Annotated in this window: 12 protein-coding genes and 1 pseudogene; 5 read left to right on the forward strand and 8 right to left on the reverse strand. The window is 72.4% G+C overall.

The features are described from left to right. Positions 1–61 precede the first annotated feature (61 nt). Positions 62–1723 carry an alpha/beta-hydrolase family protein gene (locus tag GGQ69_RS10650; RefSeq protein ID WP_183527845.1) on the reverse strand — a complete coding sequence of 554 codons (1662 nt, stop codon included), beginning with the start codon at positions 1721–1723 and terminating at the stop codon, positions 62–64. 102 nt (positions 1724–1825) lie between these two features. Here GGQ69_RS10650 and GGQ69_RS10655 point away from each other — a divergent pair, with 102 nt between their 5' ends. Then, a complete protein-coding gene (locus GGQ69_RS10655) occupies positions 1826–2617 on the forward strand; it encodes a DedA family protein (RefSeq protein WP_183527846.1) in 792 nt (263 codons plus the stop codon). A 27-nt stretch (positions 2618–2644) separates the two neighbouring features. Here the strand turns inward: GGQ69_RS10655 and GGQ69_RS10660 are convergent, their stop codons facing one another. Further along, positions 2645–3085 carry a YccF domain-containing protein gene (locus GGQ69_RS10660; protein WP_183527848.1) on the reverse strand — a complete coding sequence of 147 codons (441 nt, stop codon included), beginning with the start codon at positions 3083–3085 and terminating at the stop codon, positions 2645–2647. Between the two features lie 64 nt (positions 3086–3149). On the opposite strand from GGQ69_RS10660, the gene GGQ69_RS10665 reads away from it, so the two are divergent. The 3 genes from GGQ69_RS10665 to GGQ69_RS10675 all read left to right on the forward strand — a co-directional run bounded on the left by GGQ69_RS10665 (position 3150) and on the right by GGQ69_RS10675 (position 8321). Continuing rightward, the gene (locus tag GGQ69_RS10665) at positions 3150–5213 is read left to right on the forward strand and encodes a penicillin-binding transpeptidase domain-containing protein (RefSeq protein WP_183527850.1); all 2064 of its coding nucleotides are present in this window, start codon (positions 3150–3152) and stop codon (positions 5211–5213) included. 33 nt (positions 5214–5246) lie between these two features. Then, entirely contained in the window at positions 5247–6191 is a 945-nt protein-coding gene (trmB, locus tag GGQ69_RS10670; protein WP_183527852.1) for a tRNA (guanosine(46)-N7)-methyltransferase TrmB, read from the forward strand. A gap of 141 nt (positions 6192–6332) precedes the next feature. Further along, entirely contained in the window at positions 6333–8321 is a 1989-nt protein-coding gene (locus GGQ69_RS10675) for a BCCT family transporter (RefSeq protein WP_183527853.1), read from the forward strand. Positions 8322–8395: 74 nt separating this feature from the next. Here GGQ69_RS10675 and GGQ69_RS10680 read toward each other — a convergent pair whose 3' ends face one another. From GGQ69_RS10680 to dnaK, 5 genes and pseudogenes are all read right to left on the reverse strand, one after another. Further along, positions 8396–9406 carry an alpha/beta hydrolase gene (locus GGQ69_RS10680; RefSeq protein WP_298044134.1) on the reverse strand — a complete coding sequence of 337 codons (1011 nt, stop codon included), beginning with the start codon at positions 9404–9406 and terminating at the stop codon, positions 8396–8398. A gap of 286 nt (positions 9407–9692) precedes the next feature. Next, positions 9693–9876: pseudogene (locus GGQ69_RS16870) on the reverse strand (MerR family transcriptional regulator); the annotation flags it as partial. A gap of 56 nt (positions 9877–9932) precedes the next feature. Beyond that, on the reverse strand, positions 9933–10949 hold the full coding sequence (locus GGQ69_RS10690; protein WP_183527855.1) for a DnaJ C-terminal domain-containing protein: 1017 nt from the start codon (positions 10947–10949) through the stop codon (positions 9933–9935). A 104-nt stretch (positions 10950–11053) separates the two neighbouring features. Continuing rightward, a complete protein-coding gene (locus GGQ69_RS10695) occupies positions 11054–11758 on the reverse strand; it encodes a nucleotide exchange factor GrpE (RefSeq protein WP_183527857.1) in 705 nt (234 codons plus the stop codon). Between the two features lie 123 nt (positions 11759–11881). After that, on the reverse strand, positions 11882–13765 hold the full coding sequence (dnaK, locus tag GGQ69_RS10700; RefSeq protein ID WP_183527866.1) for a molecular chaperone DnaK: 1884 nt from the start codon (positions 13763–13765) through the stop codon (positions 11882–11884). 477 nt (positions 13766–14242) lie between these two features. Here dnaK and GGQ69_RS10705 point away from each other — a divergent pair, with 477 nt between their 5' ends. Further along, entirely contained in the window at positions 14243–14812 is a 570-nt protein-coding gene (locus tag GGQ69_RS10705) for a Dps family protein (protein WP_183527868.1), read from the forward strand. Between the two features lie 100 nt (positions 14813–14912). On the opposite strand, the gene GGQ69_RS10710 is transcribed toward GGQ69_RS10705, so the two are convergent. Continuing rightward, positions 14913–17393, reverse strand: a complete 2481-nt coding sequence (locus GGQ69_RS10710; protein WP_255459480.1) for an MMPL family transporter — start codon at positions 17391–17393, stop codon at positions 14913–14915. Positions 17394–17511: the final 118 nt, after the last annotated feature.

Here is a 17511-nt window from a genome sequence, read left to right on the forward strand (position 1 = left end):
TTCTGGGGCGCAGGATACTCCCCCGGCACGACGGGCGCGTGACGGGCGGGCGTCGGCCGGTTCAGGCGTAGGTGGGGACGATGGTGCGGCGGATGGCCTGGGCGATGCGTGAGTAGTCGGCCAGCGGGTCCTTGCCCAGCACGGCCGCCCAGTAGTGCAGCATGTCCTCCATGTACCGGTGCCCGTGGCCCCCGGGCACCGCCACGGACTGCGGCATGTCCGAGGCGACCTGCCAGAACGTCACCCACGGCATCCAGCGCAGGTTCCGGGACACGTCCAGCCCCGCCCTCTCCTTCGCCCAGTCGGGCTTGCGCCACAGCAGCTCCGGGCTCCACCACACTACGGGGTCGGAGGCGTGCTGGGCCACCACGATCCGGGTGGCGTCCCACGCACCGAACGGGACCCCGTTGTAGTCGGTGACCAGGTCCTCGGGGCGCGTGGCGAACCGGACGTGCCGGCCGTCGTCGACCACGGGCGCGATCTCGGGGGTGCCGCGCCTACGGAACGGGGCGAGGGACTGCCAGAAGGCGGTGAACCGCGGCAGCCCGGACCAGACGGCCCCGTCCACGCGGGCGATCATGTCCTCCAGGTCCTCGAAGGCCTCGGTGCCCCCGAGGGCCCCGAGGGACTCCCCGCCGACCAGCAGCTTCGGCCGGTGACCCGCCGGAAGCCTGTCCAGTTCGGCCTCGATGGCGGTCAGCAGGGTGTCCGCGGCGAGCACGGGCGTGGCGCGGTCGGCGAAGAACGCCACCCCCGAGGGCAGGTAGGTGTACTGCATCGAGGCCAGGGCGCAGTTGCCGCCGGTGAGGAACTCCACCGAGGACGCGGACCACTCCTGCAACCAGCCGGTGCCCGTGGTGGTCAGCACCAGCAGCACCTCACGCTCGAAGGCGCCGGTGCGCCGCAGCTCGGCGACGACGGCCGCCGCCGTGCCCTGCAGGTCCCGGCCCTCCTGCCAGCCGGCATAGGCCCGGATCGGGGTCATCGCGGGCTCGCCGGTGGCCTCGGCGATGTCCACGGCCCGCGGGCCGTCCGAGACCACGGCCTGACCCTTGGCCCCGAGCGAGGCCCAGGACTCGTGGGACGCCGCGGAACCGGAGCGTTCCGGCTCGATCGGTGGCACCCGGCCCGGCAGCAGCCTCGAGTTCGTCTCCTGGGCCGCCCTGGACAACCGTTCCAGCAGCCGGCGGTAGACCACCTTGTCCAGCACGAAGGCCGTGCCGGCGGCGGTGGCCCCGGCGCCGACGGCGGTCGCGACCGGGGCGGGCAGGACCGGCGTGAGGGCCCGGGAGGCGGTGCCGGCCACGCCGTGGACGCCGCGTCCGATACCGACCAGCCCGGCCGTCAGGGCGAGCCCGCCGGCGACGCCGAGGACGTGTTCCCGGGTCCGGACGGGACGGGTCTCCATCAGCCCGGCGATCTCCGCCTGGGCCTTGAGGCTGCGCAGCCAGGACAGTCCGCTCACCCCGAACATGAACCACGGGGCGGCCTTCCGCAGCGGCCCGATCCGTTCCGGGTCCACCGTGACCGAGATGCCCAGGGCGCGGCCGGCGCCGCGCACCGCCGCGCGGCCGGTGGCCCCGACGGCGTAGCCGAAGGTCTGGGAGACGGCGGTGGCGATGGACGTCATCCACCAGGTCCGTGGGATGAAGCTGGGCGACAGCGACACCCAGCTCATGACGTGGGCACCGGCGATGCCTGCCCCGTCAGGTCTGAACCGCATGGTCCCCATTATGCCCATCCGATCAGGTCCGATGCCCCCCGCCCGCCGGCCGCCTGCCTGCCGGTTCGGCGATCGGAGGCCATCCCGGGGACAATGGGATCCATGACCTCACCTGTATACGCCGGCCTGTCCTCCGTGTCCTCCGCGCCGACCGTGCTCGCGAGCGCGGCCGGCAGCGGATCGGGCGGTGGGGAGTCCTACGGCTGGCTCGGGGACATCGTGGTGACGATCATGGAGGCCATCGGCCCCATCGGCGTGGCCCTGGCCGTCTTCGCCGAGAACCTGTTCCCCCCGATCCCGTCCGAGCTGATCCTGCCCCTGGCCGGGTTCACCGCGGCCGGCGGGGCGTTCGGCCCGTGGGAGGCCACCATCTGGGCGACGGTCGGTTCCGTCGTGGGTGCCCTGATGCTCTACGGCATCGGTGCCTGGCTGGGCCGTCGCCGCATGTACCGGATCGTCGACTGGCTGCCCCTGGTGGACATCGAGGACGTGGAGAAGACCGAGCGCTGGTTCAACAAGTACGGCTACTGGACCGTGTTCCTGGGCCGGATGGTGCCGATCTTCCGCTCGCTGATCTCCATCCCGGCCGGTATCGAGCGGATGAACCTGGGGCTGTTCACCCTCTACAGCCTGCTGGGCTCGGCGATCTGGAACACGATCTTCGTCTGGGGCGGATTCCTGCTCGGGGACAACTGGCACCTGGTCTCGGACTACGCGGACGTCTTCTCCAACATCGTGATGATCGCCGTGATCGTGTTCCTGGCCTGGTGGATCGTCGCCCGCGTGCTGCGCAACCGCCGCCGCGCGCGGGACCCGCACTTCGTGGCGCCCTCGGCCGAGGCCGCCGCCGCCCGCATGGACGAGCTGCTCGGGGAGCCGGGCCGGCGCCGCTGAACCGGCCGGAGACCGGGGCCCGCCGGTTCAGCGGTAGCCGACCGGTGCCGCGGGGACGTACCTCGGCAGTGACCGCGCCTGGCCGGAGCTGACGATGCGCTTGCCGAGCGGCAGCAGGGAGACCGGGATCATCCGCAGGTTCGCGATCCCCAGCGGGATGCCGATGATGGACAGGAACATCGGGATGGACGTCAGGACGTGCCCGATCGCGATCCACAGCCCGGCCACGACCAGCCAGATGATGTTGCCCAGGCCGGACCAGAAGTCCCCGCCGGGCCGTTCGTCCACGACCACTCGCCCGAAGGGCCACAGGGCGTAACCGGCGATCCGGAACGAGGCGATGCCGAACGGGATGGTGACGATGAGGACGCAGCACACGATCCCGGCCAGCGCATAGCCCAGGGCCAGCCAGAACCCGCCGAAGACCAGCCAGATGATGTTGAGCACGAGGTTCAGGGCACGGTTCATGTCCCCATCGTCCCAGCCTGGCGCTACGCTGACGAGTGCCAGGCCGCCGACCCGAAAGAACCTCATGTCAGAGCGCAGTCCGCGACGTCCGCAGCTCGGCTCCGGGGCTGGGCGCCCCCTCGCCCGTCCCGCCAGCCCGTCCCGACTGGCCCGCGGCGTGACCCTGGGCGTGACGGTCGCCCTACTGCTGTCCACCACCGGTTGCCTGGGCCCCTCCCGCCCCTCCCCCGAGGACGCCGCGACCGCCCTCGGCGCGGGGATCGCCACCGGTGACGTCGGGGTCCCCCTGACGGACGCTGGCCGTTCCGTCCCCTCCGCCGTCCTCGGGGCGCTCCCCGCGGCGCTGCGCCCCGGGGAGGCCACCGTCACCGTGACCACGGACGCCGTCACCGTGCACGAGGACGACCCGGACCGGGCCACCGCGCAGTACACCGTCCGGCGCGACCTCGGCGCCCTGGGCCTGGAGGGCCAGGAGTGGACCTACCGCACGGACGCCGAACTCGTCTGGGACGAGGACGGCCGGCAGTGGCGCGCGGACCTGCGGCCCGATGACCTCGTGGCCGGCCTGGCCCCCGGGGGCACCGTGACGGTCCGGCGCACGGAGGCGGACCGCGGGGACATCCTGGACGCCGCCGGGAAACCGCTCATGACGGAACGGGACGTGGCCGTAGTCGGCCTGGACAAGGCCCGCATCGAGCCGGACGAGGTCGCCGGCTCCGCCCGGCAGGTGGCCGAACTGGCCGAGGTGGACGCGAAGGCCTTCGTGGCCCGCGCCGAGGCCGCCGGGGACCAGGCGTTCGTGGAGGCCATCACCCTGCGAGCCGACGGGTCCACCGACATCCCCGTGGACGCGCTCGCGAGGGTCCCGGGCGGGCGGGTCATCGAGGACACCGCCGTCCTGGCACCCAGCCGCGCCTTCGCCCGGGACGTGCTGGGCACCTACGGGGAGCCCTCCGCCGAGCAGGTGGAGGACTCGGACGGGCAGCTGGAGGCCGGCGTCGCCGTCGGGCTCTCCGGCCTGCAGTCCACGTGGCAGGACCACCTGGCCGGCACTCCCGGGATCACCATCACGGTCGACAACCCCGACGAGCCGGAGAACCCCGACAGCGCCGACGACGCCGGGTCCGGGGCCGGGCCCGCGGCGCCCGGCCCGGACGTGACCGCCTTCGAGGCCGGGCCCGTGGCCGGCACGGCCCTGTCCTCCACCCTGGACCGGAGGATCCAGGCGGCGGCCGAGAAGGTGGTGGGCGCCTCCGAGGTCCCGGCCGGGCTGGTGGCGATCCGCCCCTCCGACGGTCACGTGCTGGCCGCCGCGTCCGGGCCGGAGGGATGGCCGGTGGCGGTGTCCGGGTCCTACGCGCCGGGTTCGACGTTCAAGGTCGTCACCGCCCTGGCGCTGCTGAGGTCCGGCCTCGCCCCCCAGGACCCCGTGCAGTGCCCGGCCACCCTCACCGTGGGCGGCATGGTCGTGGGCAACTACGACGGCTACCCGGACGCCTCGGTGGGCACCATCCCGTTCGCCGAGGCCTTCGCCGAGTCCTGCAACACCGTCTTCGTCGGTGCGCACCAGGAGGTCTCGGCTGCGCAGGAGGCGGAGGCGGCACAGGCCCTGGGGCTGGACCCGGACCCGGTGACCGGGCTCGACGCCGCCTTCCTCGGGTCCGTCCCGGACGACTCCACCGGCACCGAGCACGCGGCCAACCTCTTCGGCCAGGGCGTGGTGGAGGCCTCGCCGCTGGGCATGGCCACGGTGGCGGCCTCGGTGGCCGCCGGGCGGACCGTGCGTCCCGTGTTCGTGTCCGATCCGGCCGTGGACACCGCGGCGCCCCCGGCCACGGGGGTCACCGAGGCGGAGGCGGGGCGGTTGCGGTCCCTGATGTCCGGCGTGGTGGAGACGGGCACCGCGGAGATGCTGCAGGACGTCCCCGGTGCCCCGGTGCTGGCCAAGACCGGCACGGCCCAGTTCGTGGCCGACGGCGAGGACCTCGCCCACACCTGGCTCATCGCGATCCACGGGGACCTGGCCGTCGCGCTGTTCTTCAACGAGGGCCTCGGCGGCGGGCACGACAACGGTCCGGTCGTGCGGGACTTCCTGACCGCGGTGGAGAAGATCGTCCCCTCGGAGTGATCGGACCCCGGCGGCGGTAGCCTTGAAGGCCTGATGAGCAGCGACCAGACTCCCCCCGAGCACCCCGCCCCGGCGCAGCACGCCCACGGCCACAACCCCCACCCGGACCCGGACCTGTACCGCACCGAGCCGGTCTCCTTCGTGCGCCGCGGGGAGCGGTTGAACCCGCGGCGGCAGAAGACGTGGGACCGCGCCCGCGGCACCTACATCGTGGAGGTCCCCCGGCACCACGCCACCACCTCCGTGGCGGCCGGCACCGAGGTGGACTGGTCCGCGGTGTTCGGCCGCAGCGCCCCGCTCGTGGTGGACATCGGCTGCGGCCTCGGGGAGTCGACGGTCCAGGGTGCCGTGGACCGTCCCGAGGCGGACTTCGTGGCCGTGGAGGTCTACACCCCGGGCCTGGCCGCGCTGCTGATGGAGATCGAGGACCGCGGTCTCACCAACGTCCGCGGTGTGCAGGCCAACGCCCCGGAGGTGCTGGACCACCTCCTGGCCCCCGGGTCCGTGCAGGAGGTCTGGGTGTTCTTCCCGGACCCGTGGCACAAGACGCGCCACCACAAGCGCCGGCTGGTCTCCCCCGCCTTCGCCGACCGCGTGGCCCGCGTCCTGGCGCCCGGCGGCGTGCTGCGGCTGGCCACCGACTGGTCCAGCTACGCCGTGCACATGCGCCGGGTCATGGAGGGGCACCCGGAGTTCGCCAACCTGTATCCGGGGCGTTCCGCCGGCCAGGAGTCCCCGCTGACCCGGGTGCGGGTCGAGGGCCGGGAACTGCAGGTCGGCGCGCAGCCGATCACCCCGGACTCGCTGGGCTCGCGCGCGGGGCTGAGCGAGGCGGCCGCGGGGGCCGGCGTCGAGGACCCGGTGGACCACGCCGGCGGCTGGGCACCGCGCTTCGACGGCCGCCCGTTGACCAGCTTCGAGGCCAAGGCCCTGCGGGCCGGTCGCCTCGTGTTCGACCTCGCCTACCGCCGCCGCTGAGGGTGCGCGCCCGGCCCCGGCTTTGCGGCCCGGCGCGTCACCGGGGATACTTGGACGCCGAACCACCGACCACCGACCGTGGACCCCCGGGCGCCAGTCCTTCGCCCGCCGGGCGTCGGCCGCCGTCGTGAGGGCCGGGTCATGACGAAGGGACCCCGGGTGCCTGACGCCTCGTCCTCCCCCGCACCACACGACCGATCCACCGCGGCCTCTCCCGCCGGCCCGCCGGCGGACGCCGCGCAGGACGCCGGGGCCAGCACCGGCGCCGTCGGCCTCTACCCGCACGACATCCACCCGGGACTGGTCCCCGGGATCGGGGTGGACGAGCAGCGCAACCGCTTCGGGCTGGACTGGGTGGTCTTCGGGATCACGGCGGCGCTGATCGTCGCCTTCGTGGCCTGGGGCGTCACCGCCCCGGAGTCGGTGGGCCAGGTCTCGGCCACCGCCTTCGGCTGGGCCATGACCAACGCCGGCTGGCTGCTCAACATCACGCTGATGGTCTGCGTGGTCGTCATGGTGGTCCTGGCCTTCGGGCGCTTCGGCCGCATCCGGCTGGGCAAGGACGACGAGGAGCCCGAGTTCTCCCGGTTCTCCTGGGTCGCCATGATGTTCTCCGCGGGCATCGGCGTGGGCATCTTCTTCTTCGGCCCCTCCGAGCCGCTGGCGTACTACACCTCTCCCCCGCCGCACACGGTCGAGGCCGGCACCTCGGAGGCCCTGCACCAGGCCATGGCCCAGTCGCACTACCACTGGGGACTGCACGCCTGGGCGCTCTACGCGCTGGTGGGCGGCGCCATCGCCTATTCCTCCTACCGACGCGGCCGCGTCTCGCTGGTCAGCTCGGTGTTCCGCTCGCTGTTCGGTGAACGGCACACCGACGGGGTGGCCGGCAAGATCGTGGACATCTTCGCCATCATCGCCACCCTGTTCGGCACCGCCGCGACTCTGGGCATCGCCGCCATCCAGATCGGCGAGGGCGTGTCGATCATCTCCGGGGCGGGTCCGCTGGGCAACACCGCGTTGCTCGTCATCATCGCCGTGCTGACCCTGGCCTTCATCGTCAGCGCCGTGTCCGGGGTGACCCGGGGCATCCGCTACCTCTCCAACATCAACATCACGCTGACCCTGGGCGCGGTGCTGTTCGTCTTCATCGCCGGGCCCACGCTGTTCCTGCTCAACCTCGTCCCCTCCGGCGTCATGCACTACTTCGACGAGATGTTCGCGATGATGGGCAAGTCGCTGTCCTGGGGTGCGGAGGCCGTGGAGTTCCAGTCCGCCTGGACCGCGTTCTACTGGGCCTGGTGGATCGCGTGGACGCCGTTCGTGGGCATGTTCATCGCCCGGATCTCGCGCGGGCGGACCCTGCGTGAGTTCGTGCTCGTGGCCATGGGGGTGCCCACGGCGATCCTCGTGCTGGCCTTCTCGATCTTCGGCGGCACCGCGATCTGGATGAACACCCAGGGCGTGCCCGGCTTCGACGGCAGCGCCACGCCGGAGCAGGTGCTGTTCAGCATGTTCGGCCAGTTCCCGCTGAGCCAGTTCACCCCCTTCGTACTGATCACCATCCTGGCCATCTTCTTCGTCACCTCCGCCGACTCGGCCTCCGTGGTCATGGGCACGATGTCCTCTCGGGGCACGCCGGCGCCGCGGACCTGGGTCGTGGTGTTCTGGGGCCTGTGCATGATGGGCATCGCGGTGGTGATGCTGCTGACCGGGGGCGAGACCGCGCTGACGGGTCTGCAGAACCTGACGATCCTCATCGCCCTGCCGTTCTCGATCGTGCTGCTGCTGATGATCGTGGCGTTCATCCGTGACCTGATGACCGACCCGGTGGCGATCCGCCGGGACTTCGCGGTCACCGCTCTGTCCAACGCCGTCCGCCGCGGCATCGAGGACCACGGTGACGACTTCGAGCTGTCCGTGCGCCGGGCCCCCGCGGGCCGCGGTGCCGGGGCCGACTTCGACTCCACGGCCGAAGAGGTGACGGAGTGGTACCGCCGCACGGACGAGGAGGGCAACCCCGTGGAGTACGACTACGAGACCGGCACCTACGCCGACGACGCCGCGGACCCCGCCTCCGGTGCGGGTTCCGGCCCGACGGAGGGCCCGGTCGAACCGGCCCGCGCCTGACCCCGCGCCCGACCCCGCCGGACCCCGCGTCCGCGGCGCGGGACCTCCGCGCCGGCGGGCCCGGGCGGGAGGTGTCAGTCGAGGGGCAGGCCCGCGGTGGCGCGGGCGATGCGGTACAGGGAGGCCGTGCCCGCGTCCCGGTAGCCGTGACCGCGGCGGAACGGGCCGGCGCCCGGACGGAAGCGGGAGGTGTTGTGCCCGACGGCGGCGGCCAGGTCCAGCGCCTCGTCCGCCGCGATCGTCAGCCGGGTCATCTTCGTCCACGGCCTGCGGCCGGAGAGCCGGAACCCGAGCCAGGACAGGTAGTCCGAGTCCGTCAGCGCGAAGTAGACCTGGTCCCGCGTCAGTCCGAGCAGGTGCGGGTTCCCGGCCAGGTCCCGGGGAAGGCCCACGGCCCCGGACACCACGAGCGCGTCCACGGACCGCGGTGGCCTGCGGCGCTGCAGCATCTGCAGGGCCCGGGCGGCCACGATGCTGCCGTAGGAGTGTGCCTCCACGGCGGTGTGTGGGAACGGGTCCGTGGCCCCGGAGCCCTGGCGGTCCCCGGGGCCGTCCGCGGCGATCCGCTCGCGGTAGTCGTACCAGCCGGCCATGTGCAGGGCGAGCCGGGCGCCGCCGCGCAGGGCATGCCGGCCGGAGAGCGCTCCCCACGGCCCCGGCGGCTGGTAGCCCAGCCAGCTCACCACGCAGGGACTGGCCGCCCCGGCCTCACGCTGGGCGGCCCACAGCTGACCGGCCTCCCGCGCGCTGCCCCACATGGCCGAGTGCACGAAGATCCCCATCCCGGAGACCTGCCAGGTCAGGTGGGTGGCGTCGGCCGGCTCCCCGACGGCGACGACCCCGGCCGCCGGGCGAAGGGCGTTGCCGAGGTCGTAGGCGAGCAGGACGCGGTCGGGGAAGGAGGGGTCCATGGCACCGGGCTTGAGCGCGTGGACGATCCCGTCGAGGGCGGCCCGCTGCTTGGGTCCGAGCAGGTGGCGGCGGCGCATGTCCGCCCGCAGCCGCTCGCGGGTGGCCCGCCGCTCGACGGGGTCCCAGATGTCCCGCCGGGCGACCTGCGCCGGGCTCAGTTCTTCGGCTTCCACACCAGGACCCCGGACACGGTCCGGGCCGAGGGGGTGAGTGCCGACGACGACGACGGGCCGGCGGTGAGGGCGGCGGCCGGGCGCCGTCGGGGCCAGCCGCGCTGGCCGGCCCCTCGCCGCCGGGCGGCCGCGTATCCCTGCTCGGCGGCCTCACGGTCCGGCCCGGCGTCGAAGGTGGTGGTCACGTCTCCCTGCGCGCCGGCGGCGAACACGCGCGGGTACCGGGCGTAGGCCTGGAAGGCCTGGATCTGGCCGGCCAGGTCGGCGACCGTCTGCTGGAGCCGTTCGACCTCGTCCTCCAGGGCCACGATCCGCCGGATGCCCTCGAGGGACACGCCCTCGCGGGACAGCTGCTGGATGGTGCGGAGCCGGTCCACGTCCTGCCGGGAGTAGCGGCGCTGCCGCCCGCCCTGGCGCTGCGGGACCACCAGGCCCATGCGGTCGTACTGGCGCAGGGTCTGCGGGTGCATGCCCGCCAGCTCGGCGGCCACCGAGATCACGTACAGCGGGTCCTCCCAGGCGGTGGTCACAGCCGCGCCTTGTCCGCCAGTGCGGCCCGCGGGTCGTGGCCGGCCGCGGCCCGGGCATAGGACTCGACGGCGGCGCGGGCCTCCTCGGACAGGGATGCCGGCACCGCCACCTGCAGCTCGACCAGCAGGTCGCCGCTGGCCTTGGAGGTCTTCACGCCGCGGCCCTTGACGCGCAGCACCCGCCCCGAGGAGGTCCCGGCCGGGACCCTCACCTTCACGGAGCCGTCCAGGGTGGGCACCTGGATGGTGGCGCCCAGGGCGGCCTCGTCGAAGGTGATCGGCACGTGGATGCGCAGGTTGTCGCCCTCGCGGTGGAAGAACGGGTGCTCGCGCACCTTGACGGTCACCAGCAGGTCCCCGGCGCCGGCCGCGCCGGGGGCACCCTTGCCGCGGGCCCGGACCTTCTGCCCGTCCTTGATGCCGGCGGGGATGCGCACGTCGATGACGTCCCCGTCGGGTTCCCGCAGCGAGATGGTGGTCCCGCGCACGGCGCCGGCGAAGGAGATCGTGGTGGTGGCGGTGCGGTCCGCGCCCTTGGTCGGCGTCCCGTAGCCGCCGAACCCGCCGCGGCCTCCGGAGGGCCCGCCGTATCCCCCGCCCCCGCCGCTGAAGCCGCCGAACAGGTCGGCGAACTCCGGCGGGATGTCCCCGGACGTGGAATAGGACCGGCGGCCCCCGGAGCCGCTGGTGAACAGCCCCCCGAAGAGGTCCTCGAAGCCCCCGCCGCCGGCGCCGGGGCCACCGGCCCCCGCGCCGGGGGCGCTGAACCGGGCACCGGAGCCCATCGCCCGGATGGCGTCGTACTGCTGGCGCTCCTCCGGGTCCGAGAGCACGGCGTTGGCCTCGGTGATCTCCTTGAACTTCTTCTCGGCCGCGTCGTCCCCGGGGTTCTGGTCCGGGTGGTACTTCCGGGCCAGCTTCCGGTAGGCCTTCTTGATGTCGGCTTCCGAGGCGTCCTTGGAGACACCGAGGATGGCGTAGAAGTCCTTGTCCACCCAATCCTGTGAGGCCATGGTGCCTCCTTTCGGGTCAGTTCAGTTCGGGTCAGTTCAGTTCGGGTCAGTTCAGTTCGGGTCGGTTCGGTTCGGTTCGGCGAGGGGGCCCGGGGCGGTGATGACTAGCCCTCCGCGCCGGCGGAGACCATCACCTGGGCGGCACGCAGCACGCGGCCCTCGCGCACGTAGCCGTTGCGGAAGACCTGCACGATGTGCTCCTCCGGCACGTCGGCGCTGGGCTGGCGCAGCATCGCCTCGTGCTGGGCCGGGTCGAACGGCTGTCCGGCCAGGTGCTCCTGGTCCTGCCGCTCCAGCCCGAACCCGGAGAGCACCGTGTCGAACTTGGTGGCGATCGCGGCGAACGGTCCCTCCGTCAGGTCGCCCGCGGCCCGGGCGGCGTCCAGGTCGTCGAGCACCGGAAGCAGGGCGCTCAGCACGGACTGGATGGCGGTGTCCTTGGCCACGTTCCGGTCCCGCTCCACGCGGCGCTTGTAGTTCACGAATTCCGCCTGCACGCGCAGCAGGTCGGTGCGCAGTTCCTCCTCGCGGACGGAGGCGCCGGCCGTGTCCGGGTCCTGGGCGCCCGTGATCCCCGCGTCCGCGGCATCGCCCTCGGCGTCCGCCGCGGCCTCGTTGAGGATCCGCTCGGCCTGAGACAGCGCGTCGCCGTCCTCGCCGGCACCCGCCGCGGCCGCGCCGTCGGCGGCCTGCTGCCCGCCGGCGGACTGGCGCACCTGTCCGGTCTCGGGGTCGATCCGGCGCTTGTCCTGGAAGCTCACCGGCTCCTCGCGCTCTTCGTGCTCTTCGTCGTGTCCGTGATGGGGCATGGTCTCTCGTCCTTTCCTCCGGTGCCCTGCGGGCCGGCCGTCCCGCCGTGTGGCAGGGCGGCCGGCCCGGGTCCGGTGGTCCGCTCACGCGGACCGGGTGTCAGGGGTGCTGGGGGGCGGGGATCACTTGGAGCCCGCGTCCTTCGGCTCGTCCTCGTCCACGACCTCGGCGTCGACGATGTCCTCGTCGGCGGAGGTCCCGGCGCCCTCGCCGCCGGCAGCCCCGGCATCGGCGCCGGCTGCGCCGGCCTCCGCGGACTGGGAGGCGTACAGGGCCTCACCGATCTTCGTCTGGGACGCCTGCAGCTTCTCGTAGGCGGCCTTGATCTCGGTGTCGTTGTCCTGCTTCTCGAGAGCCGCCTTGAGGGCGTCGACGTCGGCCTGGACCTCGGTCTTGATCTCCTCGGGCAGCTTGTCGCCGTTGTCCTTGAGGAGCTTGTCCACCGAGTAGGCGGTCTGCTCGGCCTGGTTGCGGCGGTCGGCGGCCTCGCGGCGCTCCTTGTCCTCGGCGGCGTGGGCCTCGGCGTCCTTCACCATGCGGTCGATGTCCTCGTCGGACAGCGAGGTGCCGCCGGTGATGGTCATGGACTGCTCGGTGCCGGTGCCCTTGTCCTTGGCGGAGACGTGGACGATGCCGTTGGCGTCGATGTCGAAGGTGACCTCGATCTGCGGCATGCCCCGCGGGGCCGGCGCGATCCCGGTCAGCTCGAAGGTGCCCAGCGGCTTGTTGTCCCGCGTGAACTCGCGCTCACCCTGGAAGACCTGGATGGACACGGAGGGCTGGTTGTCCTCGGCGGTGGTGAACGTCTCCGAGCGCTTGGTCGGGATGGCCGTGTTGCGCTCGATGAGCTTGGTCATCACGCCGCCCTTGGTCTCGATGCCCAGGGAGAGCGGGGTGACGTCGATCAGCAGCACGTCCTTGCGCTCGCCCTTGAGCACGCCGGCCTGCAGGGCGGCGCCCACGGCCACGACCTCGTCCGGGTTCACGCCCTTGTTGGGCTCCTTGCCGGCCAGTTCCTTGACCAGGTCGGCCACGGCCGGCATGCGGGTGGAGCCACCCACGAGCACGACGTGGTCGATGTCCGAGACCGAGACGCCGGCCTCCTTGATGACGTCCTTGAACGGCTGGCGGGTGCGCTCCAGCAGGTCCGAGGTCATCTCCTGGAACTTGGCGCGGGACAGGTGCTCGTCCAGGTGCACCGGGCCCTCCGGGGTGACGGACAGGTACTGCAGCGAGATGTTCGTGGAGGTGGCCGAGGACAGCTCCTTCTTGGCCTGCTCGGCGGCCTCCTTCAGGCGCTGCAGGGCGATCTTGTCCTTGGACAGGTCGGCGCCCTTGGACTTGGCCTGGGCCAGCAGCCAGTCGACGACCCGCTGGTCCCAGTCGTCGCCGCCAAGCCGGTTGTCACCGGCGGTGGAGCGGACCTGGATGGTGGAGAAGTCGTCCTCGTCCTTGCCCACCTCGAGCAGGGAGACGTCGAAGGTGCCGCCGCCGAGGTCGAAGACCAGGATGAGCTCGTCCTCCTTGCCCTTCTCCAGGCCGTAGGCCAGCGCGGCCGCGGTCGGCTCGTTGATGATGCGCATCACGTTCATGCCGGCGATCTCACCGGCCTCCTTGGTGGCCTGGCGCTCGGCGTCGTTGAAGTACGCCGGCACGGTGATCACCGCGTCGGTGACCTTCTCGCCCAGGTAGTCCTCGGCGTCGTGCTTGAGCTTCATCAGGGTGCGCGCGGAGATCTCCTGCGGCGTGTACTTCTTGCCGTCCATCTCGGTGGACCAGTCGGTGCCCATGTGGCGCTTGACGGAGGCGATGGTGCGCTCCGGGTTGTTCACGGCCTGGCGCTTGGCGATCTCGCCGACCAGCACCTCCCCGGACTTGGAGAAGGCCACGACGGACGGGGTGGTCCGGGAGCCTTCGGCGTTCGCGATGACGACGGGGTCGCCGCCCTCGAGGACGGAGACGACGGAGTTGGTGGTACCGAGGTCGATTCCCACTGCACGGGACATGGCGGTTCCTTTCCCTGACGATTGGAGGTGATGCGGTTCAGACGCCCGGTGAGAGGTGACGCGAGCCGATGTCGACCCGTTGCCATCCAGCCACCTGAGCGTTCAGGACTCAAGGTTTCATGGCCGGGAGTTCCGTGTCAATCTGCCTTGAGTCCATCTGACTCAACTTTGTGTCGCCGAGTACAACCGGGGCGGTCCGGGATTCATTCCCGGCCATGATTGGAGTCCATCACCGCGCACCCGGTGCCCACGGGCGCAGGCGGCCGGGCACCGGGTGGGTGGGGGCGCACCCCCGCCCCGGTGGCCAGGGGCGGACGGCCCCCACCAGCACCGATGGCGACCATGTGAATGTGCTGGGAGTTTCCTGACGTCGACCTGGGCGCTTCTTGCACGGCGACGTTCCGGGTGTTTGAGTGAGGACATCACCCACCGCGGCGCCCGCAGCACGTCTGTGGCGCCGCCCGGAAAGGAGTCATCATGGCAGCCAAGGACACCCCTGCGACGTACACCGTTCCCGGACTCGAACTCGAGGACGGCCACCGTGTCGGCGAGATCCTCCAGCTGCGCCTGCACGCACTGAACGACCTGCAGCTGACCCTGAAGCACGCCCACTGGAACGTGGTCGGCCAGAACTTCATCGGCGTGCACGAGATGCTCGATCCCCAGATCGAGGAGGTCCGTGCCGCCGTGGACGTGCTGGCCGAGCGCATGGCGACCCTGGGCGTCTCCCCCACGGGCACCCCCGGCGCCCTGGTGAAGGAGCGGACCTGGGACGACTACGACCTGGGCCGCGCGGACACCATCGAGCACATCGCCGCCCTGGACCAGGTCTACGACGGCGTCATCGCCGATCACCGCAACGCCATCGAGGAGGCCGGCAAGCTGGACCCGGTCACCGAGGACATCCTCATCGGCCAGACCGGCGGCCTCGAGCAGTTCCAGTGGTTCCTGCGCTCGTTCCTGACCAACGCCGCGGGCGAGCTGAGCACCGCCGGAGAGCACACGGAGAAGGGCGCGGCCCGGAAGGGCGCCGCCAAAAAGTCCTGATCCTCCCGCAGGATCGGCCGGCCGGACCGCCGGCACGGCGCAGGGCCCCGGCATCGTGACGATGCCGGGGCCCTGCGCCGTGGTGGAGGGGATCCGGGGATCAGCCGGCCACGTGGCGGCCCCCGCCGCCACCTGCGGCCCGGGAGAGCCTCGAGGGCCACCAGACCTTCGGACCGATGTCGTAGGTCAGGGCCGGCACCAGCAGCGAGCGCACCAGGAAGGTGTCCAGCAGCACGCCGAACGCCACGATGAAGGCCAGCTGCACCATGAACATCAGCGGGATGACCACCAGTGCCGCGAACGTGGCCGCCAGGACGATGCCCGCCGAGGTGATGACCCCGCCCGTGACGGTCAGGGCCTTGAGCACGCCGGGCCGGGTGCCCTGGATCACCGCCTCCTCCCGCGCTCGGGTCATCAGGAAGATGGTGTAGTCCACGCCCAGGGCGACCAGGAACACGAACCCGTACAGCGGCACGGAGGGGTCTGCCCCCGGGAAGCCGAGCACCTCGTTGAACACCAGCGCGGAGACGCCGATGGCGGTGCCGAAGCTCAGCACGGTGGCCAGGACCAGCAGCACCGGGGCCACGATCGAGCGCAGCAGGATCATCAGGATGACGAGCACCACGAGCAGAACCAGCGGGATGATCGTGCGCAGGTCCTGCTGGGCCGTGGTGTTGGAGTCCAGGGCGGTGGCGGAGGTGCCGCCGACCAGGATCTCGGAGTCGATCGCGTGCAGCGTCTCGCGCAGCTCGATGATCGTCTGCTCGGCCTCCTTCGAGTCGGCCGGGTCCTGCAGGGTCGCCTGGAGGTACACGCGGCCGTCGACCTCCTGCGGCTGGAGCGTGGGCACCTCCGCCGGAATGCCCGACGGCGGCCCGGCGGTCTCCGGGGCCCCGTCGCCGGCCCCTCCGCTCACCCCGGCGGGGGGTCCAGCGGGAGGTCCGGCGGCACCCTCGGGTGCCTGGCCCTGCCCCCGGCCGGCGGCCGCGGCCTGCTCCTGGAGCTCGGCCAGCGCCTCCGGGTCCGGGGTCCCGGCCGGTGCGCCGCCCTCGGCGGTCAGGTAGGCCGAGCCGACGCCGTCGGTGCCCTCCACGGCCTCGAGCACCTCGTCGGCCCGGTCGGCCGGGGCGATGACGGTCGCCGGCGAGCCGGTGCCCGCGTCGAAATGCTCCTCCAGGACGACCTGTCCGGCCTTGGCGTCGGACTCCCCCAGGATCACGTCGGTCTGGGCCACGCCGCTGGCCTGCAGCTGGGTGGCGCCGATGGCGCCAAGGGCCAGCACGGCGGCGGTGACCATCCACACGGCGCGCGGCCTGCGCGCCACCAGTGCGCCGATCCGGGTCCACACGCCGTGGCTCTCCTCGAGTCCGGCGATGGGCCGACCGGTGGCGTCCTCCGGCTGGGTGAAGGCCTTCCTCGTCGTGAGGGGGACGCCCGCGCGCGGGATCGACGGCCAGAAGGCGGCCCGCCCCGTCAGGTACAGGATCGCGGGCAGGAACGTCAGCGTGGCGGCCCAGGCCAGGACGATGCCGGAGGCCGCGATGGGTCCCAGTGAGCTGTTGGAGTTCAGGTCCGAGACCAGCAGGCAGAGCAGGGCGATGGCCACCGTGGCCGCCGAGGCGGTGATGGCCCCGAAGGAGCCCTTCCAGGCGGCCCTGAGGGCGTCGAAGGCCTGCGGCCGCAGGCGCAGCTCCTCGCGGTAGCGGGCCACCATCAGCAGGGAGTAGTCCGTGGCCGCGCCGATCACGAGGATCGACAGGATGCCCTGGGACTGGCCGTTCAGGCTGATCCAGTCGGCCCTGGCCATCCAGTAGATCGCCAGGATGGCCACGCTGAGGGCGGCCACCGAGTTCAGCAGGACCAGGATCGGCAGCAGCACGGAGCGGTACACCAGCACGAGGATGACGAACACCACGCCCAGCGCCACGGCCAGCAGCAGGCCGTCGATGCCGGCGAAGGCGCCCGCCAGGTCCGTGGCCAGGCCGGCGGGGCCGGCCACGTGCACCTCGACCCCGGACAGGGCGCCGTCCCCGGCGGTCTCCAGGCCGCCGGAGGCATCCTGGACGAGCCCGCGCAGCTCCTCGACCACCACGTCCGGCTCGGCGGCAGCGGTGTCGATGATCGCGATGTACTGCACCGCCTCGCGGTCCTCGGAGACGTTGGGCCCCACGACCTGGTCCACGCCCTCGGCCGCACCGAGGTCCTCACCGAGGGCGGCCAGCGCGTCCAGCTCACCCCGGGCGTCCTCCGGGATGGCCTGGCCGTCCGGCAGCCCGGCCACGATGAGGGCCGGGATCTGGTCCGTCCCGCTGAACTCGCCCACCCATTCCCCGGCGCGGGTGGACTCGGCGGATGCGGGCAGGAACGTGGACTGGTCGTTCGAGGACACCTCCGAGAGCTTGCCGAAGGTGGGGCCGCCGATACCCGTCCCGGCCAGCCAGGCCAGGACGAGGACGATGGCCACGCCCACGCGCAGGCCGATGGACTTCACGGACGAGGACCCGCGTGGAGCGCCGGGAGAGGACGGGGACGAGGACCCGGTGGCGCTCGGGGCCCGTTCAGGGGTGAGTGTTGGCTGCATGGGCCCAGCGTAGCGCATATATCTTGATCTTCAAGATACTTTCTAGGCTAGGCAGGTAGGGTGGTGGAGGCGGCCGGGACGTAGAATGGACGGCCTGTCATCCACCGCCGCACGAAGG

The organism is Micrococcus sp. TA1 (genome assembly GCF_014199555.1).
Classification (GTDB): Bacteria; Actinomycetota; Actinomycetes; order Actinomycetales; family Micrococcaceae; genus Citricoccus.

Bases quoted from the DNA above. Each gene is read 5' to 3' on its own strand.
- GGQ69_RS10650 (WP_183527845.1), bottom strand. From the start codon at position 1,723: ATGCGGTTCAGACCTGACGGGGCAGGCATCGCCGGTGCCCACGTCATG.
- GGQ69_RS10655 (WP_183527846.1), top strand. From the start codon at position 1,826: ATGACCTCACCTGTATACGCCGGCCTGTCCTCCGTGTCCTCCGCGCCG.
- GGQ69_RS10660 (WP_183527848.1), bottom strand. From the start codon at position 3,085: ATGAACCGTGCCCTGAACCTCGTGCTCAACATCATCTGGCTGGTCTTC.
- GGQ69_RS10665 (WP_183527850.1), top strand. From the start codon at position 3,150: ATGTCAGAGCGCAGTCCGCGACGTCCGCAGCTCGGCTCCGGGGCTGGG.
- trmB (WP_183527852.1), top strand. From the start codon at position 5,247: ATGAGCAGCGACCAGACTCCCCCCGAGCACCCCGCCCCGGCGCAGCAC.
- GGQ69_RS10675 (WP_183527853.1), top strand. From the start codon at position 6,333: ATGACGAAGGGACCCCGGGTGCCTGACGCCTCGTCCTCCCCCGCACCA.
- GGQ69_RS10690 (WP_183527855.1), bottom strand. From the start codon at position 10,949: ATGGCCTCACAGGATTGGGTGGACAAGGACTTCTACGCCATCCTCGGT.
- GGQ69_RS10695 (WP_183527857.1), bottom strand. From the start codon at position 11,758: ATGCCCCATCACGGACACGACGAAGAGCACGAAGAGCGCGAGGAGCCG.
- dnaK (WP_183527866.1), bottom strand. From the start codon at position 13,765: ATGTCCCGTGCAGTGGGAATCGACCTCGGTACCACCAACTCCGTCGTC.
- GGQ69_RS10705 (WP_183527868.1), top strand. From the start codon at position 14,243: ATGGCAGCCAAGGACACCCCTGCGACGTACACCGTTCCCGGACTCGAA.
- GGQ69_RS10710 (WP_255459480.1), bottom strand. From the start codon at position 17,393: ATGCAGCCAACACTCACCCCTGAACGGGCCCCGAGCGCCACCGGGTCC.